At 36.6% G+C, this 26978-nt stretch carries 22 protein-coding genes, 1 tRNA gene and 1 pseudogene; 17 read left to right on the top strand and 7 right to left on the bottom strand.

All coding sequences use genetic code 11. The features are described from left to right. The first annotated feature begins 4 nt into the window (after positions 1-4). Positions 5-1852: a glutamine--fructose-6-phosphate transaminase (isomerizing) gene (glmS, locus tag WEEVI_RS05045; protein WP_013598078.1), complete on the top strand. Its 1848-nt coding sequence runs from the start codon at positions 5-7 to the stop codon at positions 1850-1852. A 154-nt stretch (positions 1853-2006) separates the two neighbouring features. Here glmS and serS read toward each other — a convergent pair whose 3' ends face one another. From serS to WEEVI_RS05025, 4 genes are all read right to left on the bottom strand, one after another. After that, entirely contained in the window at positions 2007-3275 is a 1269-nt protein-coding gene (gene serS, locus WEEVI_RS05040; RefSeq protein ID WP_013598077.1) for a serine--tRNA ligase, read from the bottom strand. A 65-nt stretch (positions 3276-3340) separates the two neighbouring features. Further along, positions 3341-4963 (bottom strand): ArnT family glycosyltransferase, encoded by a 1623-nt coding sequence (locus WEEVI_RS05035; RefSeq protein WP_013598076.1) that lies wholly within the window; start codon positions 4961-4963, stop codon positions 3341-3343. Beyond that, on the bottom strand, positions 4956-5591 hold the full coding sequence (locus tag WEEVI_RS05030; RefSeq protein ID WP_013598075.1) for a lipid-A-disaccharide synthase N-terminal domain-containing protein: 636 nt from the start codon (positions 5589-5591) through the stop codon (positions 4956-4958). Before WEEVI_RS05030 ends, WEEVI_RS05035 begins: the two co-directional genes overlap by 8 nt. Beyond that, on the bottom strand, positions 5578-6300 hold the full coding sequence (locus WEEVI_RS05025) for a glycosyltransferase family 2 protein (RefSeq protein ID WP_013598074.1): 723 nt from the start codon (positions 6298-6300) through the stop codon (positions 5578-5580). Before WEEVI_RS05025 ends, WEEVI_RS05030 begins: the two co-directional genes overlap by 14 nt. A gap of 118 nt (positions 6301-6418) precedes the next feature. Between WEEVI_RS05025 and WEEVI_RS05020 the strand changes: the two genes are divergently transcribed. Continuing rightward, the gene (locus WEEVI_RS05020; RefSeq protein WP_013598073.1) at positions 6419-6658 is read left to right on the top strand and encodes a hypothetical protein; all 240 of its coding nucleotides are present in this window, start codon (positions 6419-6421) and stop codon (positions 6656-6658) included. An 86-nt stretch (positions 6659-6744) separates the two neighbouring features. Here the strand turns inward: WEEVI_RS05020 and WEEVI_RS05015 are convergent. Together WEEVI_RS05015 and WEEVI_RS05010 are read right to left on the bottom strand one after the other, a co-directional pair. Continuing rightward, a pseudogene (locus tag WEEVI_RS05015) lies at positions 6745-7451 on the bottom strand (SDR family oxidoreductase). Positions 7452-7455: 4 nt separating this feature from the next. Further along, positions 7456-9144 (bottom strand): ABC transporter ATP-binding protein, encoded by a 1689-nt coding sequence (locus WEEVI_RS05010; protein WP_013598072.1) that lies wholly within the window; start codon positions 9142-9144, stop codon positions 7456-7458. 156 nt (positions 9145-9300) lie between these two features. Between WEEVI_RS05010 and WEEVI_RS05005 the strand changes: the two genes are divergently transcribed. Both WEEVI_RS05005 and WEEVI_RS05000 read left to right on the top strand, forming a co-directional pair. Then, on the top strand, positions 9301-10710 hold the full coding sequence (locus tag WEEVI_RS05005; RefSeq protein ID WP_013598071.1) for a hemolysin family protein: 1410 nt from the start codon (positions 9301-9303) through the stop codon (positions 10708-10710). Positions 10711-10842: 132 nt separating this feature from the next. Continuing rightward, positions 10843-11769, top strand: a complete 927-nt coding sequence (locus WEEVI_RS05000) for an EamA family transporter (RefSeq protein ID WP_013598070.1) — start codon at positions 10843-10845, stop codon at positions 11767-11769. 22 nt (positions 11770-11791) lie between these two features. On the opposite strand, the gene WEEVI_RS04995 is transcribed toward WEEVI_RS05000, so the two are convergent. Then, positions 11792-12847 (bottom strand): YncE family protein, encoded by a 1056-nt coding sequence (locus tag WEEVI_RS04995; protein ID WP_013598069.1) that lies wholly within the window; start codon positions 12845-12847, stop codon positions 11792-11794. Positions 12848-13210: 363 nt separating this feature from the next. Between WEEVI_RS04995 and WEEVI_RS04990 the strand changes: the two genes are divergently transcribed. From WEEVI_RS04990 to WEEVI_RS04930, 13 genes are all read left to right on the top strand, one after another. Further along, the gene (locus WEEVI_RS04990) at positions 13211-14188 is read left to right on the top strand and encodes a pyruvate dehydrogenase complex E1 component subunit beta (RefSeq protein WP_013598068.1); all 978 of its coding nucleotides are present in this window, start codon (positions 13211-13213) and stop codon (positions 14186-14188) included. Positions 14189-14380: 192 nt separating this feature from the next. Continuing rightward, on the top strand, positions 14381-16927 hold the full coding sequence (locus tag WEEVI_RS04985; protein WP_013598067.1) for a DUF5686 family protein: 2547 nt from the start codon (positions 14381-14383) through the stop codon (positions 16925-16927). Positions 16928-16975: 48 nt separating this feature from the next. Beyond that, entirely contained in the window at positions 16976-17461 is a 486-nt protein-coding gene (locus WEEVI_RS04980) for an inorganic diphosphatase (RefSeq protein ID WP_013598066.1), read from the top strand. Positions 17462-17626: 165 nt separating this feature from the next. Then, a tRNA-Phe gene (locus WEEVI_RS04975) sits at positions 17627-17699 on the top strand. A gap of 102 nt (positions 17700-17801) precedes the next feature. After that, on the top strand, positions 17802-18143 hold the full coding sequence (locus WEEVI_RS04970) for a phosphomannose isomerase type II C-terminal cupin domain (protein ID WP_013598065.1): 342 nt from the start codon (positions 17802-17804) through the stop codon (positions 18141-18143). Positions 18144-18185: 42 nt separating this feature from the next. Continuing rightward, positions 18186-18629, top strand: a complete 444-nt coding sequence (locus WEEVI_RS04965; protein WP_013598064.1) for an adenylyltransferase/cytidyltransferase family protein — start codon at positions 18186-18188, stop codon at positions 18627-18629. Between the two features lie 71 nt (positions 18630-18700). After that, a complete protein-coding gene (locus WEEVI_RS04960; protein ID WP_013598063.1) occupies positions 18701-19672 on the top strand; it encodes an SDR family oxidoreductase in 972 nt (323 codons plus the stop codon). 314 nt (positions 19673-19986) lie between these two features. Then, complete coding sequence (locus tag WEEVI_RS04955; protein WP_013598062.1) at positions 19987-21321, top strand: nucleotide sugar dehydrogenase; 1335 nt, start codon at positions 19987-19989, stop codon at positions 21319-21321. A gap of 14 nt (positions 21322-21335) precedes the next feature. Beyond that, entirely contained in the window at positions 21336-22502 is a 1167-nt protein-coding gene (locus WEEVI_RS04950) for a nucleotide sugar dehydrogenase (RefSeq protein WP_013598061.1), read from the top strand. 12 nt (positions 22503-22514) lie between these two features. Further along, entirely contained in the window at positions 22515-23540 is a 1026-nt protein-coding gene (locus WEEVI_RS04945; protein WP_013598060.1) for an NAD-dependent epimerase, read from the top strand. After that, positions 23537-24775 (top strand): oligosaccharide flippase family protein, encoded by a 1239-nt coding sequence (locus tag WEEVI_RS04940; protein WP_013598059.1) that lies wholly within the window; start codon positions 23537-23539, stop codon positions 24773-24775. Before WEEVI_RS04945 ends, WEEVI_RS04940 begins: the two co-directional genes overlap by 4 nt. A gap of 112 nt (positions 24776-24887) precedes the next feature. After that, positions 24888-25841 (top strand): N(5)-(carboxyethyl)ornithine synthase, encoded by a 954-nt coding sequence (locus tag WEEVI_RS04935; protein WP_013598058.1) that lies wholly within the window; start codon positions 24888-24890, stop codon positions 25839-25841. A gap of 5 nt (positions 25842-25846) precedes the next feature. Then, on the top strand, positions 25847-26977 hold the full coding sequence (locus WEEVI_RS04930; RefSeq protein ID WP_013598057.1) for an ATP-grasp domain-containing protein: 1131 nt from the start codon (positions 25847-25849) through the stop codon (positions 26975-26977). Position 26978: the final 1 nt, after the last annotated feature.

Below are 26978 nucleotides of genomic sequence, written 5' to 3'. Positions count from 1 at the left end.
AATTATGTGCGGAATCGTAGGATATATTGGAAGCCGACAAGCATATCCCATTATTATCAATGGGCTAAAAAGACTAGAATACCGAGGGTATGATAGTGCAGGATTAGTTTTAGCAAAAGAGGATAAATTCGAGTTGGTGAAAACCAAGGGCAAAGTATCTGATTTGGAAGATAAAAGCACAGACATCGACCATACACCGACCGTTGGGATTGGGCATACAAGATGGGCAACACATGGGGTGCCAAATGATGTAAACTCGCATCCACACCTAAGTAACAATGGACGCATCGTTTTGGTACATAATGGTATTATCGAAAACTACGATACACTGAAACAATTATTGGTAGAAAAAGGATTTACTTTTTATAGTGAAACCGATACCGAAGTTTTAGTAAATTTCATTCAATACCTACAAGATGAAAATAAACTTAATCTTACCGATGCTGTACGCTTAGCACTCAACCAAGTAATTGGTGCTTATGCAATTGCTGTTTTGGATAAAGAAAATACAGACGAAATAGTAGTGGGGCGATTAGGTTCTCCATTAGCCATCGGAATTGGGAAAAATGAGTATTTTATAGCCTCTGATGCATCACCTTTTATCGAGTTTACCAAAGACGCCGTGTACTTAGATGACGGAGAAATGGCGACAATCACCAGAGGAAAAGAAGTTGATATCCGAAAAATAGAAAACAATACTGAAGTAACCCCCAACATTCAAGAACTACAATTGAATATCGAACAAATCGAAAAAGGAGGTTATGAACATTTCATGCTGAAAGAAATTCATGAGCAACCACGCTCTATTTACGATACGCTACGTGGACGTTTGTTGGTTGACGAAGGAATAATTAAGATGGCCGGAATTTGGGATCATCAAGAGAAATTCCTCAACGCCAAAAGAATCATTATTGTTGCATGCGGAACCTCTTACCATGCTGGTTTAATAGCAGAATACATGATTGAGGATTTTGCTCGTATTCCGGTAGAAGTGGAATATGCGTCAGAATTTCGATACAGAAATCCGATCATCAAGAAAAATGATGTAGTAATTGCAATTTCGCAATCGGGAGAGACAGCCGATACTTTAGCAGCACTAAAGTTAGCCAAAGAAAAAGGAGCTTTTATTTTCGGTATCAATAATGTAGTTGGGTCATCAATTGCACGCATTACCGATGCCGGTGCATATACCCATGCAGGACCAGAAATTGGAGTAGCTTCTACCAAAGCTTTCACTGCTCAGCTGACTGTATTGGCGATGATTGCCATCAAATTAGGTAAACATAAAGGAGAATTGTCTAATGAGCGCTTCAACTTATTGATTCGCGAATTAGAAAATATCCCAAACAAAGTAGAACAAATTCTAGAAAACTGTGAAGGGGTAGTAGAAAAAATTGCCGAAAAATACAAGGATAATAAAAATGTTATTTATCTAGGTCGTGGATACAATTATCCTTCTGCATTAGAAGGTGCATTAAAACTAAAAGAAATCTCGTATATCCATGCAGAAGGCTATCCTGCCGCAGAAATGAAGCACGGACCTATTGCTTTATTAGACGAGAATATGCCTGTAATTGTAATTGCAACCAAAAAAGGCTACTACGAGAAAGTGGTTTCTAATATTCAAGAAATAAAATCTAGAAGTGCCAAAGTTATCGCAATCGTAAACGAAGGCGATGAGCAAGTAGTCAATATGGCGGATGATTATGTGGTAATTCCAGAAACTGAAGAAGAATTCTCGCCAATTCTCACAGCTATTCCATTGCAATTATTATCGTATTGGGTAGCAGTGAAGTTAGGTAAAAATGTCGATCAACCAAGAAATTTGGCAAAATCGGTTACCGTAGAATAATAGCAACTTTATTTCAAGTATAAGTATAGTAAAAGAGGGTTGAATGTATTTCGTCCCTCTTTTTATTTCGGTAGGATAAACCAAAAGATTAATAAAAAAATGGTTCGAGAAGTATTTTCTCGAACCATTTTTTTACTTGAGAACGATAGTTCTTTTATTTAATCTCTGAAAATCCAGTATAAGGAACCAACACTTTCGGAATTCTGATGCTTCCATCTTCTTGCTGATAGTTCTCAAGTATCGAAGCTAGAATCCGAGGCAATGCCAATGCAGAACCGTTTAGAGTGTGAAGCAGCTGAGAAGCATTTCCTGCCTTATAACGCAATTTTAGACGATTTGCCTGAAAATCTCTAAAGTTTGATACCGAACTAACTTCTAACCATTTTTCTTGAGCCTGAGAAAAAACCTCGAAGTCGTAGGTAATCGATGAGGCAAAACCTGTATCGCCAGCACATAAACGTAAAATACGGTAAGGCAAATCCAACTCCTCCAATAAACCTTTTACATGCTCAACCATTTCGTCTAAGGCAGCCATCGAATTTTCTGGTTTTTCTATGCGAACAATTTCTACCTTCTCGAACTGATGTAAACGATTTAGTCCACGTACATCTTTCCCATAACTTCCTGCCTCTCTACGGAAACAAGGTGAATATGCTGTATGTTTCAACGGTAATTCTTCATCTCTCAAGATAACATCGCGGTAAATATTGGTCACAGGAACTTCAGAAGTCGGTATCAAATACAAATCATCTTCTTTTACATAATACATTTGTCCTTCTTTGTCGGGTAATTGTCCCGTTCCGTAACCAGAAGCTTCATTCACCACAAATGGCGGGATGATTTCTTGGTAATCAGCTGCGGTGTTTTTATCCAAAAAATATTGAATCAAAGCGCGTTGCAACCGAGCTCCTTTTCCTTTGTAAACAGGAAAACCTGCACCAGTAATTTTCACTCCCAATTCAAAATCAATCAAATCGTATTTCTTGGCTACTTCCCAATGCGGTAAATATCCTTTCTTGGGAGAAGCATCTCCTGAAGAAAAAACGATTTCATTATCATTTTCATCTTTTCCTGCTTTCACCAATTCGTTGGGTACATTAGGAATTTGATATAAAATATTCTGAATCGATGCTTCGTATTCGGATAATAAATCTTGTAGTTCTTTGGACGATGATTTTAGTTCGGTCGTTTGTTCTTTCAGTTTATTGGCATCTTCTGTCTGTCCCGATTTGAAAAGGTTCCCGATTTCTTTAGAAAGTTTATTCGATTCTGCCAAAATTGTGTCTAACTCGAATTGTGTTTTACGACGTAATTCATCCAAACTCAACACTTCGTCGATCAAATAAAGTTCTTTGAAATTTCTTTTCTTAAGTCCTTCAATAACTTCTTCCTTATTTTCTTGAATGTAAGAAACTACAAGCATAGTATAATTGATTTTACAACAAAGTTAAAAGTTCTTTGCAATTTCGACTCATTTTTTAGAAGAAATTACTTTTTTTCGACCAAATAATAAGCGCGAGTCAGTCTCGGATTATAAAAGGGAGTGTTCGGATGAACACGATTAAAATCTAGAGTCGTAATTTTCTGATGATGATACCCAAACAAAACAGAATCCATAAATATCGTATCGTTTACATCTAATAATACACCGAAACGATCACTTTTTGGTAAAGTAATTTCATCTAGATTTTTGATAACCGGAATTGGCTCTCCATAGGCCAAAATCAATTCGGGAATAAAACCATCAGATTCATACGTTTTGATGTTCCATTGCTTTTCTATTTCATGGAAGTTTTCACGAGAGGTATACTTGGGATTATTCAACTTCGAGGTGAAAACAGGATAAGCAAACGCAACTACAGAAGTCATCAAAAGAATTGTAGAATAAAAAACGAGCATAAAATTCCTCGATTTCAGGCTGTTGAGAATCGTCCATCCAAAGAACAAACCACTCAAAACCAAAGGAATTGCATAGAAAGAAAAACTTTTTTGCAAAATGAGGTAGGGAATAATCCCGACAAAAAGACAAGCAATTATCCCAATAATCCCGAAAGAAAAATTAGCAGCCAAACGCTCTTTATTAGAAATTGTTGTAAAGTTTTTATACAAATACAAAACATAAAAACTTGTATTGTAGGCTAGAGGGATCAGTGTTGGTAAGATGTAGCGTGTTTTCTTTTCGGGGATAATCGATAATAAAATTAAAGAAAAAATTGTCCAAAGAAAGGCAAATTGATAGGCTTTTGGGTTGCTTACTTTGTTTTTTAGGTACGGATAAAGTAGTGCAATAAAAGCAACTACGGTCCAAATGCCCGATTGTGTAAAGAAGCTCCAATAATAATAAAAAGGACGAATGTTGTAACTTCCCCAACGAGAAATTTCTGTTTTTGCTGCTTTAGAAAAGGGTAGGGGATCGTGCGTTTTTACATACCACATCCAACTAAAACCGATCAATGTACCAGTTACCGTAATCGATAAAGCTATCAGGAATTTGCTTTTCCGATTGTCTTTGTAGACCAAGAAATAGGCTAGTAAAAAAGGTAAATATAAAGCATACAAAGAGACAGGTCCTTTACTGAGGATAGAGGCTGCTAATGAGAGCGAACTGATTGCACCTAAATAGAATTTATACCCTATTGGGTAACATTTCTGATAGAGGAGAAGTAGATAAAACAAAGCGATAATCACGAAACTATGCGTGTACATATCCCAATTATTATCACGTCCTGCAAAGAAAATATAGAAAGAAGTAATGAGAATTAGACTCGCCAAATACGCATGGAAATGGGTGGTAAATCGTTTTACCAAATGATAAAAATAGAAAACCAATAAAACAGTAATTATAGCAACCGGAATACGGAGATAATATAGATTATCAAAACCAAAAAATTTACCAAAAATAGCAGTGATCCAAGTGGGTAAAGGGGGTTTTTCGTAACGAGGCAATCCGTTGAGCGTCGTAAAAATCCAGTTATTGCTATCTATAATTTCTCTTGCCGTTACAAAATTTCTTGCTTCCATTATATTTGTCGGTGTAAGACCGAGATTGATAAAGAGCATCAGTATGGTGATGAGTGCAAGAAAAATATATTCTTTGTTGGTTTTAGTCATCTTTTTGGGTTTTCCAAATCAAAATTATGTTCCTAAAATAGATAATAAATCCCATAAAATGGCCAATAAATAAGACAGGATCTTTTCGGATGATGGCATAGGTTAGGATAAAAAAGCTTCCGATGAGGCTAATAACCCAGAATCCGATTGGTAAACTAGAGTTTTTTTGATATTCAGAATACAGCCACTGATACACAAACCGAAAGGTAAACATGACCTGAGAAAGGATTCCTAAGGTGAGTAACCAGAGCGGTATTTTTTCGTTTCTAAAAAGATTATCCACATCGATAATTCCGTTATTGAATCCTACCACAACCAAAATAACAGGGAATATCAGTAAACTTATTCGAATTATTTTTGGGAAAGATTTCCAATGATTCTGGAGTTGAATATTGCGGATATATATATAATATGTTAACGTTTGTCCTAGCATAATAGCAAAATCATGACGCAGATATCCATAGATAAAAAGCAAAATCGATGCTGCTAAACTAAATTCCCAAAAGAGTTTTGGGGTTAGGACTTTTTTGTTTTTTTCAGAGATTAACCATTGTAGAATGAGGCGACTAGAAAACAAGATTTGCGCCACAAATCCTATCATGTAAATAAACCAATTAGGTGTCGACATTGCTTTCTTTTACCGTATAATTGATGTATTTTTTTTTCATCCAAAGATAGGCAAAGCAATCAGAAAGTGGACCTAGTAGACGGTTCCACATATTGAATTTTGAAACGCCAGCAATCCTTGGGAAATGACGAACCGGAATTTGAGTAATTTTTCCATTTTGTAATAAAATCATTGCGGGTAAAAAACGATGTAATCCCTTGAACATTGGAATTTTTTTTGCCATATCTGTTCGCATGATTTTTAACGGACAACCCGTATCGTCCATCCCGTCGTTGGTGAAAGCACGTCGGATGCTGTTCGCAATCTTAGAGGACAAGTTTTTCCCCAGAGAGTCTTTTCTATTGGCACGCACGCCTGTTACCAAATCGTATTGCGGAATATGTATAAGGAGTTTTTCGAAATCTTCTGGAGATGTCTGTAAATCGGCATCTATATAGCCCACCCAACTAGTATCTGCCCAGTCGAAACCAGCTTTTATCGCAGCACTTAGACCATAATTTTTATCAAAACTAATAAAATAAAAAGCGTTGTTTCGGCTACAAATATTTTTTATTAGCTGAAGACTGTTGTCTTTTGATCCATCATTTATCAATAAAACCTTGGTTGGTAGAGAAGCTTTTCTTAAATAATTGGTAAGTTCTTTTTCTACACGCTCAAGGTTATCTTCTTCGTTGAATATTGGGATAATGATTGTAAGGTCTTTTTTCATTCTTTGTTAAAAGGTATACAAATTTATAATAAAACTGTTATTTTATAAGAATTAATCAGAAATATTGTTTTTATATTTATATTTTAATTATATTTACTACAATTCAAAATTACACAATATGAAAAAATTACTTTTATTATCGTTATTTTCTGTTGCGGCAGTAGCATTTGCGCAACAAGGTCCTTCAAAAAAGTTTCAAAAACAAGAGAACCCAACAAAAGAAAGCAAAGCTGTTAATACTCAAGGAAAGGCAGCTACACTGAAAAATTCTTCTCATTACCAACAAAAAGCAACTCAACCAGTTTCAGCGGTAAAAGAAGCTACTTTGAAGGCAGAGCCTGTCGAAAGAAAAAGATAATCAGTGCCAGAAAAATAGTTAAAAAGCAACATGAAATATCGTGTTGCTTTTTTTTATTTTTTATAAGAGATGTGTGTTTCACAAACTTATAAAGTTGTTTTGGTCGGGCGGATTTCTATTTTACTAGGAAGTACATTGGCATTCATTTTTAGTAAATCTACAATCAGCTGCCCCATATCTTCTGGTTGGATTTTCCAGGCATCTTTTTCGTTTGGTACATGACCATTGAAATGTGAGGTTACCGATCCGGGCAAAATTGTGGTACATTTCACGTCATAATTACGTAAATCGAGCATGGCAGCTTGTGTAAACCCTACTACACCAAACTTAGAGGCATTGTAAGCTGTGCCATTTGCAAAAAAGTTCGTACCGGCCAAACTAGCAATTGTTATATAATATCCTTTATGTTCTTTGAGTTGTTCTACTGAAGCTTTTAGGGTATGGAAAACACCCGTTAGATTGGTGTCTATCATCGAGTGCCAGTCTTCTAAAGCAAGTTGATCTATTGGGGCGAATTTTCCCAATCCGGCATTGGCAATTACTACATCAACTTTGCCAAATTCTTTTACAATTGTTTCGATGGCTTTTACTTCGTCTTCATAATTTCTACAACCGACACAATTGCCAAAACATTTTGGTTACCCAAGGCGTGTTTTGCTTGTTCGATGCTTTCTTTGTCGCGCCCAGATATCGCCACTTTCATGCCAGCTTCTATGAGGGTGTGTGCGATTCCGAAACCGATTCCTTTCGAACCGCCCGTTATATATGCTACTTTATCTTTTACTGTATTCATAGGATCATAATTTTGGTATTGCTTCTATTAACTCTTTGGTATATATTGTTTTAGGATGACTGTATACCTGGTCCGCATCTGCTAATTCTTTCATTTGACCGTGTTGCATCACTAAAAGCTGATCGCTCATATATTTAACGACAGCCAAATCATGAGAAATAAAAATATAAGTAAAATGAAATTCTTTTTTCAGATCGTTCAGCAGGTTCAGTACCTGTGCCTGAACAGATACATCTAGTGCAGAAACACTTTCGTCGCATATAATGAATTGGGGTTTTAGAGCCAGCGCTCTTGCAATTCCTATACGCTGGCGTTGCCCACCCGAAAATTCGTGAGGATATTTCTTCAATGCCTCTACCGATAAATTTACTTTTTCGAGCAAATGAGCTGCCTTTTCTACTCTTTCTTTATTGCTTTTTCCTATACCATGAATTTTCATCGGTTCGGTGAGAATGTGTTGAATGGTATGACGAGGATTTAGGCTCGAATAAGGATCCTGAAAGATGATTTGAATATCTTTTCGTAATCGGCGAATATCTTCTTTTTTCATCTTTAAGATATCTTGTCCTCGAAAATAGATTTCACCACTAGTCGGTTTTTCTAGTAAAAGAAGGGTGCGTGAAAGTGTTGTTTTTCCGCTTCCAGATTCTCCTACCAAACCAAGTGTTTCACCAGGATATACTTTGAAACTAATGTCATCTACAGCTTTTACTTGCACCTCTTCTTTTCCAAACCAATGCGATTGTGTGAAGTATTTTTTTAGATTTTTCACTTCTAGTAAAGGTGCTTGTTCGTATAAGGCTCGGTGGTCAGCAGCTCGTTCTTCATCACTATAAATTTCGGCATAGAAATCCTTATTTTTCATAAAATCTGTTACGGTTGGTAAACGCTTATAGCGTGTATCTAGGCGCGGACGACAAGCAATTAAGCCTTTCGTATAGTTTTCAGCAGGTTGATGAAAAATTGTCTCTACCCGTCCTTGTTCTACAACTTTCCCCTGATACATCACCAAAACTTCTTCGCTCACATTGGCAATTACTCCTAAGTCGTGCGAAATAAAAAGCATACTCATTCCCTCAGTCATTTGCAATTCTTTCAGTAAGTCGAGGGTTGCTTTTTGTACAGTAACATCCAAAGCAGTAGTGGGTTCATCGGCGATTAGCACTTCGGGCTCACAGCTAATGGCCATCGCAATCATGACGCGTTGTTTTTGCCCGCCAGATAACTCATGTGGGTAGGCTTTGTATATCCGTTCTGGGTTAGGAAGTTTTACTTTTTCGAAAAGTGCTAAAACTTTTTTTTTGGCTTGTGTGTTGTTGAGGTTTTGATGCAAAAGAATAGATTCTTCGACTTGTTTACCGCATCGAATACTTGGATTGAGAGAAGTCATCGGTTCTTGAAAAATCATTCCTAATGAATTTCCACGAAGAGAAGCATATTCTTTTGAGTTGATTTTTGTCAGGTCGATGAGTTGATTATTGGTTTTGAAAAGAATTTTACTCTCGGGATCTATGTTTGCGTTTTTATTGAGCAAGCCCATGATTGCCAATGATGTAATCGATTTTCCGCTGCCAGATTCTCCTACCAAACCCAAGGTTTCTCCTTTGTTTAGTGTGAAGCTTACGCGGTCTAGAACTTTCTTATGGCCAAAGCTCAAACTTAGATTTTCTATTTTCAGTATCCAATCATTCATCCCTCAAAAATAATCTCTTTAACAATCAAATTAAAATAAAAGGCAAAGAATCTAAAATTTTTCTAACTTTGCTTAGAATTCAAAAAATTACTAAATTCGGTAATCGGATTCCTAACTCTTAAAAAAAATCAACTGAGTTAGTTTTAATTATATAGAATGGACACACACTCCCAGATGATGACGTTGATGGCAACAACAGTGGGTCACAATGTCACCGGTGAAATTTCAGTTTTCAAGCTGTTATTAACTATTTTCCTTGTTTTATTGAATGGTTTTTTTGTTGCAGCAGAGTTTGCAATCGTAAAAGTTAGAAGTTCACAAATAGAAGTTAGTCATGATATTAACTCTCGAATGGCTTCTACTGCAAAAATCATTGTTAATAACTTAGACTCCTATTTAGCTGCTACGCAACTTGGGATTACCTTGGCTTCTCTAGGTTTGGGTTGGGTAGGGGAGAGTTCTTTGTCGCCAGTCATCGTAAAAATCTTTATGATGGTAGGCTTAGATAGCCCAGAGTGGATTAGCATTGCCAACAAAGTAGCTTTCCCAACGGCATTTGTCATCATCACGATTTTGCACATTGTGTTTGGGGAATTGGCACCGAAGTCTTTGGCAATTCAATTTCCTACCAAAACAACCTTTACGGTTGCATTACCTTTGCGTATTTTCTATTTTGTTTGTCGTCCAATTATTTGGTTGATGAATGGTTTTGCGAATATGATTCTTAGAGTTTTTGGAATCAGACCAATTCATGGAGGAGAAATCCACAGTGAAGAAGAACTTAAAATGATTATTACCGAAAGTCAAGAAGGTGGTGCTATTGAAGAGTCGGAACGAAATCTCATTCAGAATGTATTCGAGTTTGATGATCGTCGGGTATTGAATATTCAGACTTTGCGTAAAAATGTTTCAGCTATCGAGATCAAGTCTACCGTAAAAGAATCGATTGATTATGCGATACAAGAGGGGTATTCTCGATATCCTGTATACGAAGATTCGTTAGACAATATTGTGGGTGTTTTATACACAAAAGATTTAATGAAATCCCTATTGGCGAACCCCAACCAGACTGATATCCGTGGCTTGTTGCGCGAACCGATTTTTATTTCAGAGTCGGCTTTGATAAAAAATGTGCTGAAGCAATTTCAGAAAAAACACTTACAGTTGGCTGTAGTAACCAATGAGGTTGGAGAAATGAGCGGTGTAGTAACGATGGAAGATATTCTAGAAGAACTCGTAGGAGAAATACAAGACGAATATGATAACGAAGACCCAATAGTTACGAAGGTTGCCGATGGTGCTTACCGAGTAAATGCTCATAAAACCATTATAGATATCAATCGCCTATTGCCTTATCAGTTCGAAGAAAGCGAACATTACGATACGTTGGCTGGTTTGATTAGCGAAGTTTACTATGATCGAGATTTGGAAGTTGGTGATGAGATTGACTTGGAAGCTTATACCGGGAAAATCATAAAGATGTACCGTAATTCTGTAGAAATTATTTTACTGAAAGTGAAAATAATTAAAGAAGATCTAAGAGAAGACTCAGAAAAAGAAGAATAATATAAACGCCTGAAAATTTTCAGGCTTTTTTTGTGTTTGATAATCAAACCCAGAGGTAGGTCAATTGTTTCTTTTTGTAAATGAACCATTGTTAAAAGTTTAATTATTTGGCTAAAAAACTAACTTTGCCAAATGAAGCAATCGAAGTACTTATTTGCCGCAATTCTCACCTATTTTCTTTGGGGATTTTTTTCCTTTGGCTTGCGACCAATCAGCGATTATCCGTCGATGGAAATTTTATACTATCGTTTGTTTTTCAGTACGATTCTTTTGCTTTTGGTAGGATGTTTTCTAAGAAGAAAGAAAATAGAAGCTGATTATCAACTGTATCGATCATTGAGCAAGAAAGAACAAAACCAAATGGTTATACGATTATTTGGTAGTTCTATTGTGTTGATGTTTAATTGGTTGGCTTTCATTTATGTGATGAATCATGTGAGTGTGCAAACAGCCTCACTTTCGTATCTGATTTGTCCGGTAATTACCACATTGCTTAGCGTTTTGATACTGAAAGACCATATCGGGCGAGAAAAATGGTTTGCCATCGGGCTGAGTACTTTCGCCTGTATCATCATGGCTTTCGGGCATTTTCGCGAGTTGTATTACAGTCTCTTTGTAGCGCTTAGTTTTTCTATCTATATCATTATTCAGAAAAGACTCAATCGATTTGATAGCTTCAGTCTCTTGATGCTTCAGTTAACGATTGTTTCGGTTTTGATAATGCCTTTTTATGGTTGGAAAAGCGAACCCTTTCCTACCGAAACTCGCTTCTATAAAAGTATTGCGCTGGTTGTGATTCTCTTTACGATAATTCCTATGATTCTCAATAATTTTGCCCTGAAAGGTATCGATTCGTCAACAGTCGGAATCCTGATTTATCTCAATCCGATTATCAATTTTCTTTTGGCTGTTTTCTATTACAAAGAGGCAGTTTCTTTGGAGCAAATTATCGCTTATAGTCTTATCTTTTTATCGATTCTGTTATTCAATAGCCGTAATCTGAAACAAATATTTGATCAAAAAAACCGAAACTTTCCTAAGAAAATTTCGGTTAATTAAAAGTTTTTTGGTTTCGATCTTTTTAATCGTTTTTATAGAATCCATTCGGAGCAATTCCTGTTTTGTATTCTTTGATAAAACTTCCGTTTGTCGAATATTCTAATACACGCCCATCCGAGTTGAAGTCGGTTGCATCTGAAATATAAATTCGGTTATCGTCTACCGTGAAACCATACATCACACCGTATTGCGAGCTCGATTCGTAGCTAAACAAAGGAGTTTCACTAAGTTTACTATCAAGCTTTTGTTTATATACTTTGTTGGCCGAGGTGTAATACAAGAAATCATCTTCGATTTTTAGATGTCCCACCATGCTAATATCACTTGGCAAATCTTGTGTTTGAATTTGATGATTGACCAAATTCATTTTCAATAAACGTTTACCACTTGTAAGAATGTAGAGCGAGTTATTTTCTTCTTCCCATGCAATCGGCGAATTATTTTCGCCCAAATCAATCTTTTTTTCAAACTGATTATTTTGTGGGTTGAGAACCATTACCGTTGTTCCTTCAGAGTAATATCCGTTCGATATATAGATTTTGTTGTTTTCTTCGGTAATTAATTCTGTGTAATCATTGGCCATTATTTTTTCCGACTTTCCACTAGACAAATCAATTACCGTGACGAAATCATCTTTCAGATTCCAAGCACCTTGATTGGTAATATACGCTTTTCCGTTATGAACCAAACCATAACGCGGCGTGTCTAAATTCTCGTTGTAGGTTTTGACATATTTAAAGGTGTTTTTATCAACAACGGTTACCGAATTCGAATTCGACGAAATGATATAAGCATACTTCTTGTCGAAAAACATCGATTGCAAATACGTACCTATTTCTGGTGAGTTAGGGTTTTCTTTCCGGAAAATATCCGTTTTCATCGTTCCATTTTTCAAGAAACTAATCGATGAGGATGTAGGCGAAGAGTTTCCTTCGTTCAGAATGAAAAATCCTTTGGCGTATGTGCCAACTTCTTCGGGTTCGCTAATCGTGTGATCATCATCATTGTTACAAGCCGTAAAAAGCAAAGCAACAGCTGCGAAAAGATAAGGATACGATTGTTTTTTTAGTTGTACCATATAGTAAAAATTTAAAATTCATTTGGTTGGGAAAATTGCAGCCTCGTGTCGAGTAGTCTTGGGCTACTATAATTCTGTGAGCGAAAAATAGTACTTCCGAGTAAACTCAGTATAAACAGATTCTTTCTACCAAAACATTCCGTTAGCTACCTACTCAAAAAAGACAAAATCATCTTGCAGATAACGAGAATTATTCACATTTCGTATATGCTCTTGTTTCTAAGCAAATAGAGAGGTTTGGTAAAAGCAACTCGAAAGAAAAGACCAAAAATACTTCTTTTTTCAGAATGTATAAGAAGAAACTGAGCAAAACAAAGCAAAATTGTTTACATTTGTCATTAGAAAAATTAAGTAACAAATCAGATGGCAATAAAAACATTTAGGGAAGTTATCGCCGAAGCGATGAGCGAAGAAATGAGACGTGATGCTTCCGTATATTTGATGGGTGAAGAAGTGGCCGAATACAATGGTGCTTACAAAGCTTCGAAAGGTATGTTGGATGAATTCGGACCAGGAAGAGTTTTGGATACCCCAATTTCTGAGGGTGGTTTTACCGGAATAGGAGTTGGCTCTACCTTAACGGGTTTACGACCAATTATCGAATTCATGACGTTTAACTTTTCATTGGTTGCCATTGATCAGATAATCAACAACGCAGCTAAAATTTACCAGATGTCAGGAGGGCAATTCAACTGTCCGATTGTTTTCCGTGGGCCTACCGCTTCTGCAGGTCAGTTAGGAGCAACCCACTCACAAGCATTCGATAGTTGGTATGCAAATGTTCCGGGACTGAAAGTCGTTGTACCGTCTAATCCCTATGATGCAAAAGGTTTATTGAAGAGTGCTATACGTGACAATGATCCAGTTATTTTCATGGAATCTGAGCAGATGTACGGTGACAAAATGGAAATTCCGGAAGAAGAATATTTAATTCCGATTGGTAAAGCCGATATCAAACGAGCAGGAAAAGATGTAACCCTTGTTTCTTATGGTAAAGTAATCAAGCAAGCGTATGCTGCTGCCGACGAATTGGCAAAAGACGGAATAGAGGTAGAAATCATCGATTTACGCACAGTACGTCCTTTGGATTATGAAACAATCTTCCAGTCGGTGAAGAAAACCAATCGCTTGGTAATTTTAGAGGAAGCATGGCCGTTTGCCAATGTTGCTTCAGAAATAACTTACATGGTACAGAAAAAAGCATTCGATTATCTAGATGCACCAATTATCCGTATCAATACCAAAGATACCTCGGCACCGTATGCACCAAATCTTTTCGAGCTATGGTACCCACAAGTAAAAGAGGTAGTAGAAGCTTTGAAAACTGTGATGTATAAATAAATCTCAATAGCATTGGGTAGATGTTCTAACAGGTTTCGGTAGGAGGCTATGCAAGACTTTATAAGAATAAAGACGCATAAACCTTTCGGAATCAAGAATTATCCAACTCCCAAAAATGTAAATAGAGATAAAAATAATATCCATAACCTACGAGTCTAGCATACAATTTGCTAGACTTCGTTATTTCTACTTATGAAGAAATTATTTGTAATTCAATTATTTTTGAGCATGTGGTTCTTACAGGCACAAGTAAAAATCCAGGGAACGATTTACGATTCTCTCAATCAGCAACCAGTTGCCTATGCAGATGTATCTTTACCTGAACTAAAATTGGTTACCACTACAAATACAGATGGTACTTTTTATATAGAATCGAAGACAGATGCTACTTTTTTAGTGATAAGTAAATACGGATACCAAGACCGAAAGGTTACTTTGGAGAACAAAATCAATTATAATTTTCAGTTGTTTCTGCAACCCGATAAAGAAGATGATCGTTGGATGACCGACGATTCGGGTGCAATAGAATTGCAAGGAGCAGTTGTAACTCAAAAGAAACAACGATACAAAAAAAAAGAAAATCCAGCCTATGCTATTTTGCGCAAAGTGTGGGAAAAGAATCGAAAAAATGGATTAGAAACGGTTCCGCAATACGATTACAAAGAATACGAAAAACTGCAATTCGATCTTAGTAATATCGACAGCACTTTTATGAAGCAAAAAATCTTCCGCAAGATGGAGTTTATTTTCGAACGGATGGATACTTCGGCTATCAACGGGAAAACCTATTTACCAGCCTTCCTCAATGAATCTATTTACCGTGTTTCGGGGACTAATCTACCCAACAAAACCCAAAGAAAAGAATTATTGGGCAACAAAACATCTGGTTTTGATAACAATGAGCTGGTCGCCCAAACAGTGAAAAATCTCTTTCGAGAAATCAATATTTACGATAATCGACTCAACTTTTTAGACATCAATTTTGTGAGTCCGATAGCTAAAGATGGTTTTGCCACTTACGAATACGAACTGCGGGATACCTTGGATATTGATGGTGAATTGAGTTATCGAATAAAATATTATCCACGACGATTAGGCGAATATACCTTCAAGGGAGATATTTATATCAGCACAGAACATTTTGCCGTGAAAGAAATCGTGATGGAAAGCACCAAAGACATGAATGTAAACTTTGTTCGCAATATCTTTTTAGATCTACTATACGAAATAGAAAGTGATGAGGTATATTATCCGTTGCGCTATTATTCGATGATGGACATGTCGTTGCTCAACAAAAAAGAAAACAGCAAAGGATTGTTTGTTCATCGAACAGTCGATTATTATCAATACGATTTCAAGACACGATTTCCACAAGCGTTTTATGAAGAAAAGTTAGACCCATCCAAATCGGTAATCAATCTGCAAAACGATGAATTTTGGGTAACGAACCGACCGAGTGAACTCACCGAAGAAGAAAAAGGAGTGTATCGAACACTAGAAGAACTCAACAAGGTACCGAAATTCAAACGAATTGTTAAAGGTATAGAAACTTTAAGTTCGGGTTATTACAATCTATTTAATTCTCTTGATATCGGAGACCTGTATTCGACTTTTGGCTATAATAAAATAGAAGGTTTTCGTTTGCGTGCCGGTGCAAGAACCTATTTTTCACAAAACGATAGGTGGCGTGTGGCGGGTTATACGGCTTACGGGTTTAAAGATGAGAAATTCAAATACGGTGTAGAAGCCCGTTATATGTTTAATCAGTATAATCGTTTTCAGATAGGGGTAGGAACCAAACGAGATGTGGAACAATTGGGTTCTCAGCTCACAGCTTCAGACGGCATCATGACGCGCAGCTTTGCTTCCTCGTCGATTCTTTCGCAAGGAGGCAACAATGCTTTTCTCAGTAACCATAATATTAGCAATGTATATCTTTCGATCGAACCGTGGAAAAATGTAGTCCTTCGGGTCGATGGAAATTATCAACGCATCAAATCTGCCAATACAGAAGAATTCAAAATCAATTATTTAAAAAACAATCAAGAACATTCTACCCTCACCAACTCGAGTGTAAGTTTCTCGATTATTGCACGACCAAAAGCCAAATATGCACAGTGGGGAATCGATCGTCACGAGGTCAGTACCTTGGCAGCAACCATAATGATGCGTTATACAAGAGGACTGAAAGGCGTGATGGATTCTGATTTTGCTTACGATAAACTACAATTCCGATACAATCAACCAATTTTGATAGGATCATTCGGAAAAACATGGATCACCGTAGAAGCCGGAAAAACCTTTCAGGCAGTACCGTTGAGTTTGCTTAGTGCATTGCCCGGGAACGAAAGCTATGGATCGGTACAAGGGACTTTCTCGCAGTTGGATTATTATGAATTTGTCACCGATGAATATGCCTCTTTGCAATGGGAGCATCATTTCAATGGCTGGCTATTCAATAAAATACCATTACTCAAAAAACTAAAATTACGCGAAGTTGGTTTCTTGCGAGCCGCAACCGGTAATATTTCTCAAGCAACCAAAGACCTCAACCGATCGACAATCAATTATATTGCACCCCATGAACAAATCTATTTCGAATATGGATTTGGAATAGAAAATATCGGAATCGGAAACATTCGTCCGTTACGAATTGATTTTAATTGGCGAGGAAATTATAATAATTTGCCAGATGTTCGTAAATTTGGCGTCACTATCGGAACCCAATGGACATTCTAGGTAGGAAATACAACGAAATTAATAATAGAATAAAAAAACATAGTTTAAATGACATTTGACGCAATCATCGAAATCCCACGCGGATCTCGCAACAAATACGAAATGGACCACGAAACAGGAATGATTCGTTTCGATCGTGTATTGTATTCACCAATGTTTTATCCAGCAGATTACGGTTTTGTACCCGATACTCTAGGTCTAGACGGTGATCCTTTGGATGTTTTGGTATTCTTAACCGAACCTACATTCCCAGGATGTCTTATCGAAGTGAAGCCAATTGGCGTATTGAACATGTCGGATGACAAAGGTCGCGACGAAAAAATTATTTGTGTGCCAGTAGCAGACCCAACATGGAATCAGTTAGAGAACATCGAGGATATGAATTCGCATACGCTGAAAGCAGTAGAGCATTTCTTCAAAACTTACAAAGATTTAGAAAACAAAACTTGTGTCGTAGAAGGTTACGGTGATAAAGAGCAAGCTTTGCAAATCATTCAAGAAGCATTCGACCGTTTCGTTCCGTCACAAGCCTAAGGTAAACATATACTAAGTATCAGAAACCTTTTTGCCATTTTTTTGGTAGGAAGGTTTTTTTATAAAATTGATTTCGAATAAGATAATCCCTAAACTTCTGAAAAAACAAAAATATATTTGGATAAATGAAAAATGAATCCTTATATTTGCAGTCCCAGATGAGTTGGTGCCTTAGCTCAGTTGGTAGAGCAAAGGACTGAAAATCCTTGTGTCCCTGGTTCGATTCCTGGAGGCACCACAAAAAAGCCTTTTTTTTAAAAGGCTTTTTTTATTCTTCAAATTATCTTAACTTTTCGTGTCCTAGTTTTTGTATATTTGTAGCTTAAATTCTTAGTCACTGATGGAGATTGGACAACGACCATGGGGCTCATATTATGTATTAGAGGCCACTGAAACCCATAAAGTAAAACGAATAGAGGTGAATGTAGGTGCGCGTTTATCGTACCAATATCATCGTTATCGAGCAGAGGTTTGGACCATTATCCAAGGTGAAGCAAAAGTAACATTAGACGATGTAGAAACACTTTATCATCCTGGTCAAGTAGTCGAAATCCCTTTGAATGCAAAACATCGTATAGAAAACATAGGAAAAATCCCTTTAATTTTTATCGAAGTACAGTTTGGCGAATCTTTTGATGAAGATGACATCGTGAGAATAGAAGATGACTATTCTAGAATATAACAATAATTACAACCTAGACTTTATTATTAAGAAACATCGATTATGGAAAACAAAAAAGTAGGAATTACGTTCAGTGCTTTTGATTTACTGCATGCTGGACATGTGAAAATGCTAGAAGATGCAAAAGCCCAATGCGATTATTTGATTGTTGGCTTACAAACCGACCCAACCATTGACCGTCCAGAAAAGAACCGTCCAACTCAAACCGTGGTTGAACGTTATATACAACTCAAAGCTTGTAAATATATTGATGAGATTGTTCCTTATGCAACCGAACAAGACTTAGAAGACATCTTACGATCGTTCAAAATCGATGTTCGTATTTTGGGAGAAGAATATAAAGACAAGAATTTCACTGGACGAGAGTATTGTGAAGAGAAAGGAATCGAGTTGTATTACAATAGCAGAGATCACCGTTTCTCGAGTACCTCATTACGAAAAGTTGTTTTTGAAAAAGAAAATTTAAAATTGAAGAAAGTTCAATAAATAAAGAGTTTTCAATCAAATAGTATAAAAGAGCGAATACTCTTTTATCTTGTATAGAATAAAATCAATTCATGGAAAAGATTCTTATCACCGGAGGAGCTGGATTTATCGGCTCTAACCTCACTGAATATTTTTTAGCCAAAGGCTACCAAGTAAGATGTTTAGATAATTTTGCAACAGGGCATCGTCACAATATCGAACCTTTCTTTGCTAACTCGAATTATCAATTAATCGAGGGAGATATTCGTGATTTAGAGACTTGTAAAAAAGCAGTAGAAGGAGTGGATTATGTGTTGCATCAAGCAGCTTTAGGTTCGGTTCCTCGTTCAATCAATGATCCAATTACTTCCAACGAAGTCAATGTGTCGGGTTTCCTCAATATGTTGGTAGCAGCTCGTGATGCGAGAGTCAAACGTTTTGTGTATGCAGCATCATCGTCTACCTATGGCGACTCAGAAAGTTTACCAAAAATAGAAGATGTCATCGGGAAACCTTTGTCACCGTACGCTATAACCAAGTACGTAAATGAACTGTATGCCGATGTATTCAGTAAAACATATGGTTTATCGTGCATTGGTTTACGTTATTTCAATGTATTTGGACGACGTCAAGATCCCAACGGAGCGTATGCAGCTGTGATTCCTTTGTTTGTGAAACAATTCATGAACCACAAATCGCCTACCATCAACGGTACAGGTGATTATTCGAGAGATTTTACCTACATCGACAATGTAATCCAGATGAATGAGCTGGCAATGCTGACAACCAACTCAGAAGCTATCAACACAGTCTACAATACTGCTGTAGGAGATCGAACAACGCTAAATGACTTAGTTGCATATCTGAAAGAATATCTAAGCGAATACGACGTAGAGATTGCCAATGTAGATGTTATCCATGGCCCGAACCGAGTAGGAGATATTCCGCACTCGTTAGCATCGATAGAGAAAGCGCAGCGATTATTAGGCTATCAACCCTCGCATACGATAGGGAAAGGTCTAAAAGAAGCTGTAAAATGGTATTGGGAAAATTTGAAGGAGTAAGGAGGATGTTTAATCGTGGAGAGAGTTTAATCGTTGAGATAGTATATCAGTTAACCAATTAAACAGTTACACGATTCCCCGATTCCACAGTTACTCGTTTAACCGTCGAGGAAGATGAATCGTGGAGAGAGTATATCAGTTAACCAATTAAACAGTTACACGATTCCCCGATTCCACAGTTACTCGTTTAACCGTGGAGGAAGATGAATCATGGAGAGTGTATATCAGTTAACCAATTAATCGATTCCACAGTTCTCCGATTCCACAGTTCACGCGTTCACATTTAACAAAAAAATAAACACACAAATAAAATTATGAATAGCAAACATAAAATAGCAGTCATCGGATTAGGATACGTAGGATTACCATTAGCGAGATTATTCGCAACCAAATACCCTACAGTAGGTTTTGATATCAATCAAGCACGAATTGCCGAACTTAATAGCGGTACAGACTCAACACTAGAAGTTGAAGATGCTATTTTACAATCTGTACTGGTTACAGAGAATCCTTATACAACACAAACTAAGGGATTATTTTGTTCGGCAAACTTAGACGATATCAAAGATGCCAATATATACGTAGTAACCGTTCCTACACCAGTCGATAAACACAATAAACCAGATCTAACTCCTTTATACAAATCATCAGAAACAGTCGGTAAAGTTCTGAAAAAAGGAGATATCGTGATCTACGAATCAACCGTATATCCTGGTGTTACCGAAGAGGAATGTGTACCCGTTTTGGAAAGAGTATCGGGACTGAAATTCAATCAAGATTTCTTTGCAGGTTACTCTCCAGAGCGCATCAACCCAGGAGATAAAGAACATACCGTAGAAAAAATACTAAAAGTAACCTCAGGCTCTACTCCAGAGATAGGTAAAATCGTAAACGATTTATACAAATCAGTAATTACTGCAGGTACACATTTAGCACCGACCATCAAAGTAGCTGAAGCTGCCAAAGTCATCGAGAACTCTCAACGCGACATCAATATTGCGTTTGTCAATGAATTGGCAAAGATTTTTAATTTATTAGATATCGATACGCATGCCGTGCTAGAAGCAGCCGGAACCAAATGGAATTTCTTACCCTTCAAACCAGGTTTGGTAGGTGGTCATTGCATTGGTGTAGATCCGTACTATTTAGCACAAAAAGCACAAGAACACGGTTATCATCCCGAAATCATCTTAGCAGGTCGTCGTCTTAACGATTCCATGGGCGAGTATGTCGCTTCGCAAGTAGTGAAAGCCATGATCAAAAAAGGGATTAAAGTAAACGGTGCCAAAGTACTGAATTTGGGTATTACCTTTAAAGAAAACTGCCCCGATGTACGCAATACCAAAGCAGTAGATGTGATTCGAGCACTGGAAGAATATAGCATAGATGTTACAACTTACGATCCTTGGGCAAACCCAGAAGAAGTGATGCATGAGTATGAAATCAAAAGTTGTCAAAATATCAAAGAATGTTTCTCAGACACAGATCACTCCTCAAACGATTCATCCGATAAAAAACAATTCGATGTTATTATCTTGACGGTTGCCCATAGAGAGTTTTTGGATTTGAATCTGAGTCAATTCTTGAAAGAAGTTGGCGTAGTTTATGATGTAAAAGGAATCTTGGAACAAGCAGATAGTAGATTATAAACTGAAAAAAAGTAATGAAAATAACCGTTGTAGGAACAGGCTATGTTGGTTTGTCGAATGCCATTTTATTGGCGCAAAACAACGAAGTGGTTGCTCTTGATATAGTTCCCGAAAAAATAGAGCTTTTAAATCAAAAAAAATCACCAATTGAAGATAAAGAGATTGTTGACTTTTTGGCGAATAAAGAATTGAATTTTAGGGCAACTTTGGATGCAAAAGAAGCATACGAAGGAGCAACGTATGTGGTAGTTGCAACCCCGACAGATTACGACGAAAAAACAAATTACTTCAACACATCGAGTGTAGAGACTGTATTGCAAGAAGTAAATGATTATTGTCCAGAAGCTGTTGTAATTATCAAGTCAACCGTTCCTGTAGGTTTCGTAGAAGATATCAAAAATAGATTTGGGTATGAGAATGTGATTTTCTCTCCTGAGTTTCTGAGAGAGGGTAAAGCGTTGTACGACAATCTTTATCCTTCTAGAATTATTATAGGAGAAGTAAGCGAGCGAGCAGAAGTATTCGCTAACTTATTAAAAGAAGGAGCTATAAAAAAAGATATTCCTACCTTATTTACACATTCGACCGAAGCAGAGGCAATCAAACTTTTTTCGAATACCTATTTGGCTCTGCGTGTTGCCTATTTCAATGAGTTGGATACTTATGCACAAACCTATAATTTAGATAGTAAACAAATAATACAAGGTGTAGGATTAGACCCAAGAATCGGGTTGCACTACAATAATCCATCTTTTGGGTACGGCGGTTATTGTTTACCCAAAGATACCAAACAGTTATTAGCCAATTACGATGCGGTTCCGAACAACATCATTCAAGCTATTGTAGATGCCAACAGAACGCGCAAGGATTTTATTGCCGAATCTGTTTTAGCAAAAAAACCAAACATTGTTGGGGTTTACCGCCTAATCATGAAATCGGGTTCAGATAATTTTAGAGCTTCGGCAATACAAGGCGTCATGAAACGCATCAAAGCAAAAGGTATAGAAGTCGTTGTTTATGAACCCGCCATGCAAGAAGAAACTTTCTTTGGATCAAGGGTAACCAAAGACCTCAATGCCTTTAAACAAGAATGCGATGTAATTATCTCGAACCGCATGGCAGAAGAATTACACGATGTGAAAGAGAAAGTCTATACAAGAGATTTATTTGGTAATGATTAGAGCTTATCAGAAATGCAAAAAGTTTTAGTTACAGGTGCCGCAGGTTTTATTGGCTATTTTACCGTAAAAAAATTAATGGAGGTAGGGTATGAAGTAGTGGGTTTAGACAATATAAACGATTATTACGACATAAATCTAAAATACGCACGATTAAAAGACGTAGGCTTCCGTAGAGAGGATGCTGAAGTTTGGACGAAAGAAACGCAATCTACCACGTATAAGAATCTTTCTTTTATTCGCTTAAATCTAGAGGATCGAGAAAACCTCCCAACGTTATTCGAGAAACATCAGTTTGATGCCGTTATTCATTTAGCGGCACAGGCAGGGGTTCGATATAGTTTAGAGAATCCTATGGCCTATGTAGATAGTAATTTAGTAGGCTATGTAAATTTATTAGAATGTTGTCGTCATGCCAAGGTAAAACACCTGGTATATGCGTCTAGTTCTTCGGTCTATGGCGAAAACCCAAAAACACCTTTCGAGGAAGAGGATCGCGTAGATTATCCTGTAAGCTTGTATGCAGCTACCAAAAAAGCAAACGAATTACTAGCACACACCTACAGTCATCTGTACCAATTGCCAACAACAGGACTTCGTTTTTTTACAGTGTACGGACCGTACGGACGACCAGATATGGCACCCATGTTGTTTGCTACAGCGATAACCGAAAATCGACCAATCAAAGTTTTTAATAACGGCGATATGAGTAGAGATTTTACGTTTATCGATGATATAGTGAATGGGATTATCATCTCCTTAAAAAATCCACCAGCCAAAGATCAAGAGCATCCATATTATCAGCTTTTCAACATCGGGAATGGATCGCCAGTATCCTTAATGCAGTTCATCGAAACATTAGAAAAAGAATTGGGTAAAGTAGCAGATAAAAATATGATGCCGATGCAAGCAGGAGATGTACCAAGAACATGGGCAGAAACTACAAAACTGAATCAACTAGGGTATGATAGTACAATCAGTATCGCAGAAGGAGTGAAAGAATTTGTAAAGTGGTTCAAAGCATATAACAAACTCTCGTGAAAAACAAAATCAAACAACTTCTGAAAAATAAAGATGCAAAATCACTTATAGAGAATTTTTTCTCTTTAGGCGCTTTGCAGGTGATTAATCTAATCCTTCCGTTGGTTGTGTTACCCTACATGATAAAAACGGTAGGGTTTGATAAGTATGGAGTAGTGGTTTTAGCCGCCTCATTAATTGCATATTTTTCTTCGGTAACCGATTATAGCTTCACCATTACGGCAACCAGAGATGTGGCAGTTTTCAGGGATAGCCCCCAAAAAATCAATATCATATACAGTAAAGTATTGATCGTAAAATCAATCTTACTACTTTTCTCATGGCTCATAATCGGGATCATTGTTTTCGCCTATCTTCCTTTTTATGAAGAAAAGACAGTGTTTTTTTGTTCAGCATTGATGCTTTTTGGCTATGTGCTATTCCCAGAATGGTTTTTCCAGGGCATTGAGAAAATGAAATTTATAGCTTTCTTAAATGTAGGAATTAAGGTTTTCTTCACGGCTTGTATTTTTATATTGGTAAGAACACCAGAAGATTATTGGAAATATGCATTGCTCAATAGTATAGGATACATTGGCGCTGGACTGATTGGGCAGTATTTGTTAATAAAAAAATACAAGCTAAAATTCATTTGGCTCAAAAATAAATATATACGTCAGACGTTCAAAAGCAACTTCCCTGTTTTTATCAATCGGTTTGTACCTAATCTGTACAACAATACAAGTACATTTTTATTAGGGGTTTTAGCCAATACAAGTTCGGTCGGATTGTACGATGCAATAAAAAAAATCATCGATTTAGGAGTAATGGTCATAAGTGTCATTTCTCGTGTGTTTTTCCCATATCTAAATAGGAACAAAGCTGGATTTGCACAATATATGAAAGGAATGATTATAGTAGGAGCAATTCTGGCAGTTTCGCCAATAATATTTTATAAAATTGTTTTTTGGTATCTTAACATTCAAGATGCTGATGCTTTTTGGGTATTACTTGTTCTTTCAATAGGCTTATTCTTTATTACTTTGTACGATGTGTTTGGATTGAATTATTTCATCGTAAACAGAAAAGATAAGATTGTAATGAGAAACACATTAATGGCATCTCTTGTAGGATTGGTATTGGCTTATCCACTCATATCCTATTTTGGGATTATAGGAGCTGCAATCAACCTAACATTAGCAAGAGTGATAATGGGAGGAGGTATGGCATACAATTATATTAAAAAGAAAGTTTAATCTTTTATTTAGAATAAAACCCTAGAACAATCCGTTTTTCACAATACGCAGGAAGACCTTTTTTGGGTGAATATACAGACGAAATAATAAAATATATAAAAAATATCAAATAATGAAAACAGTTGGATTTCCAATAAGTCAAAAAAATAACGAGAAAAGAAGATGTTTAATACCATCTGATATAGCTAAAATAAAGCATAAAAAACAAATTTATATCGAAACAGGTTATGGCGATGTTTTAGGATATAGTGATGAAGACTATCTACAAGCAGGAGTAAATGTTGTATCCCAAGAAGAAGTACTGAGCAAAGACATTATTTGCGATGGGAAAATAGGCGATGCAGCATATTTGCCACAATTAAAAAATCAAACTATTTACGGTTGGGTACATGCCGTGCAAAATAGAGATATTACAGATATCATGATTGACAATTCCCTAACAGCTTATGCATGGGAAGATATGTTCGAAGATGGGCGTCATACATTTTGGCGAAACAATGAAATAGCCGGTGAAGCTGCAATCATGCATGCATATACCTTGTATGGTGTATTTCCTTATGATACAAAAGTTGCGATTATCGGAAGAGGAAATATCGGAAAAGGAGCATTGAAAATTCTCACCTTTATGGGGGCAGATGTCACTGTATATGATCGAAAAACAGAAAAGCTTTTTCAGAAAGAGTTAGAACAATATGATGTAATAGTAAACTGTATTCTTTGGGACACAAAACGAACGGATCATATTATTTATAAACAAGATTTGAAACGCATGAAAAAAGGTGCTTTGATTATAGATGTGAGCTGTGACCGTAACGGAGGAATAGAAACATGTATTCCTACTACCATGGACAATCCGACGTACGAAGTCGATGGTATAGTGCATTATGCAGTAGATCATACGCCGTCTATCTTTTATAAAACAATCTCTAGAAGCTTGAGTAAAGAAGTTGCTAAAACTATAGACTTTTTAATAGAAGATAATCCTACAGAGGTATTAAAAAACGCCTTAATTGTAGAAAATGGTATAGTGAAAGATCAAAGAATTAATGATTTTCAAAAAAGATAAAAATAATGCTTAGCAGAACCCAAATAAAAGATATTGTTTTTTCGATACCGTTCCTCAAAAAATATTACATCAAAAGAAGAATTAAGACGACAAACGACTTAATTCCACTCGATCGTTTAGATGAAGAGCTCAATAAGGCCGAAGTCGTATTACTAGATAATTCGATTGATAAAAATATAAAAGTAGGTTTGGTAAAAGACGGGGACGATTACGAGGGATATGTGAAAGAACGGTCTTATTATCCTAAATATGAGCGCTTCCTCAAAAACAACAACATACAATACGAATATTACGACATCTACAAGAGCGATTGGCAAGAACAAGCAAAAAACTATGATGTAGTTATTTGGCATACAAGTTCTGATGTCTCGACACAAGATATTGCCACAAATAAAATTTATGTATTAGAAAAACTTTTAGGCATCAAATGTTTACCTAACTTTCATGAGATTTGGACCTATGAAGACAAAATAAATGCACATTATCTGTATCAGCGTTATGACTTACCCGAAATACCGACCTTTGTTACGCACTCAAAAGAAGACGCTTTAGCTTATATAGAACATTGCAAATTTCCTTTAATCTCTAAGCTAGCCACGGGTTCATCTTCTTATGGAGTAGACAAGATTAATAACAAAGAAGAAGCCGAAAAAGTAATTAAACAATCGTTCTCACATAAAGGAAGGAAAACCTATTTCGCTTATCAAAATCAGAAAGATTATGTGCTATTCCAAGGGTTTATAGATGACGCAACTTTCGATCTACGGATAATGGTTGTAGGTGATAAATTGCTAGGATATTATCGATACCCAAACAAAGGAGATTTTAAAGCTTCAGGTGCTGGCAATGTAGAGAAAAAAGCTATCCCGGCAGAAGCATTAGAGCTAGCATACAAAGTAAAAGAGCTATACGACGCAACCTTCTTAGCCACCGATTTGCTCTATAGTGAGAAAGACAAGCAATATTATATCATAGAGAGCTCGGTATTTATAGGTGTTGACACCCCAGAACAGTTGGTAATAGATGGAGTCGCGGGTTACTATAAAAGAGTCGCCGAGAATAGCTATGAATTTCATGAAGGTAAATTTTGGGTGCAAGAACTAACCCTGAAAGAGTTTTTTGATAGATCCCAATAGC

The organism is Weeksella virosa DSM 16922, assembly GCF_000189415.1.
GTDB classification, from domain to species: domain Bacteria; phylum Bacteroidota; class Bacteroidia; order Flavobacteriales; family Weeksellaceae; genus Weeksella; species Weeksella virosa.
Note: the sequence above shows the minus strand (reverse complement) of the source record. Positions and strands in the feature narration are given on the sequence as shown.

Bases quoted from the DNA above. Each gene is read 5' to 3' on its own strand.
- WEEVI_RS04965 (WP_013598064.1), top strand. From the start codon at position 18,186: ATGGAAAACAAAAAAGTAGGAATTACGTTCAGTGCTTTTGATTTACTG.
- WEEVI_RS04990 (WP_013598068.1), top strand. From the start codon at position 13,211: ATGGCAATAAAAACATTTAGGGAAGTTATCGCCGAAGCGATGAGCGAA.
- WEEVI_RS04960 (WP_013598063.1), top strand. From the start codon at position 18,701: ATGGAAAAGATTCTTATCACCGGAGGAGCTGGATTTATCGGCTCTAAC.
- WEEVI_RS05005 (WP_013598071.1), top strand. From the start codon at position 9,301: ATGGACACACACTCCCAGATGATGACGTTGATGGCAACAACAGTGGGT.
- WEEVI_RS05000 (WP_013598070.1), top strand. From the start codon at position 10,843: ATGAAGCAATCGAAGTACTTATTTGCCGCAATTCTCACCTATTTTCTT.
- WEEVI_RS04980 (WP_013598066.1), top strand. From the start codon at position 16,976: ATGACATTTGACGCAATCATCGAAATCCCACGCGGATCTCGCAACAAA.
- WEEVI_RS04930 (WP_013598057.1), top strand. From the start codon at position 25,847: ATGCTTAGCAGAACCCAAATAAAAGATATTGTTTTTTCGATACCGTTC.
- WEEVI_RS05020 (WP_013598073.1), top strand. From the start codon at position 6,419: ATGAAAAAATTACTTTTATTATCGTTATTTTCTGTTGCGGCAGTAGCA.
- WEEVI_RS04945 (WP_013598060.1), top strand. From the start codon at position 22,515: ATGCAAAAAGTTTTAGTTACAGGTGCCGCAGGTTTTATTGGCTATTTT.
- WEEVI_RS04995 (WP_013598069.1), bottom strand. From the start codon at position 12,847: ATGGTACAACTAAAAAAACAATCGTATCCTTATCTTTTCGCAGCTGTT.
- glmS (WP_013598078.1), top strand. From the start codon at position 5: ATGTGCGGAATCGTAGGATATATTGGAAGCCGACAAGCATATCCCATT.
- WEEVI_RS04970 (WP_013598065.1), top strand. From the start codon at position 17,802: ATGGAGATTGGACAACGACCATGGGGCTCATATTATGTATTAGAGGCC.
- WEEVI_RS05035 (WP_013598076.1), bottom strand. From the start codon at position 4,963: ATGACTAAAACCAACAAAGAATATATTTTTCTTGCACTCATCACCATA.
- WEEVI_RS05025 (WP_013598074.1), bottom strand. From the start codon at position 6,300: ATGAAAAAAGACCTTACAATCATTATCCCAATATTCAACGAAGAAGAT.
- WEEVI_RS05030 (WP_013598075.1), bottom strand. From the start codon at position 5,591: ATGTCGACACCTAATTGGTTTATTTACATGATAGGATTTGTGGCGCAA.
- WEEVI_RS04955 (WP_013598062.1), top strand. From the start codon at position 19,987: ATGAATAGCAAACATAAAATAGCAGTCATCGGATTAGGATACGTAGGA.
- WEEVI_RS04935 (WP_013598058.1), top strand. From the start codon at position 24,888: ATGAAAACAGTTGGATTTCCAATAAGTCAAAAAAATAACGAGAAAAGA.
- WEEVI_RS04950 (WP_013598061.1), top strand. From the start codon at position 21,336: ATGAAAATAACCGTTGTAGGAACAGGCTATGTTGGTTTGTCGAATGCC.
- serS (WP_013598077.1), bottom strand. From the start codon at position 3,275: ATGCTTGTAGTTTCTTACATTCAAGAAAATAAGGAAGAAGTTATTGAA.
- WEEVI_RS05010 (WP_013598072.1), bottom strand. From the start codon at position 9,144: ATGAATGATTGGATACTGAAAATAGAAAATCTAAGTTTGAGCTTTGGC.
- WEEVI_RS04985 (WP_013598067.1), top strand. From the start codon at position 14,381: ATGAAGAAATTATTTGTAATTCAATTATTTTTGAGCATGTGGTTCTTA.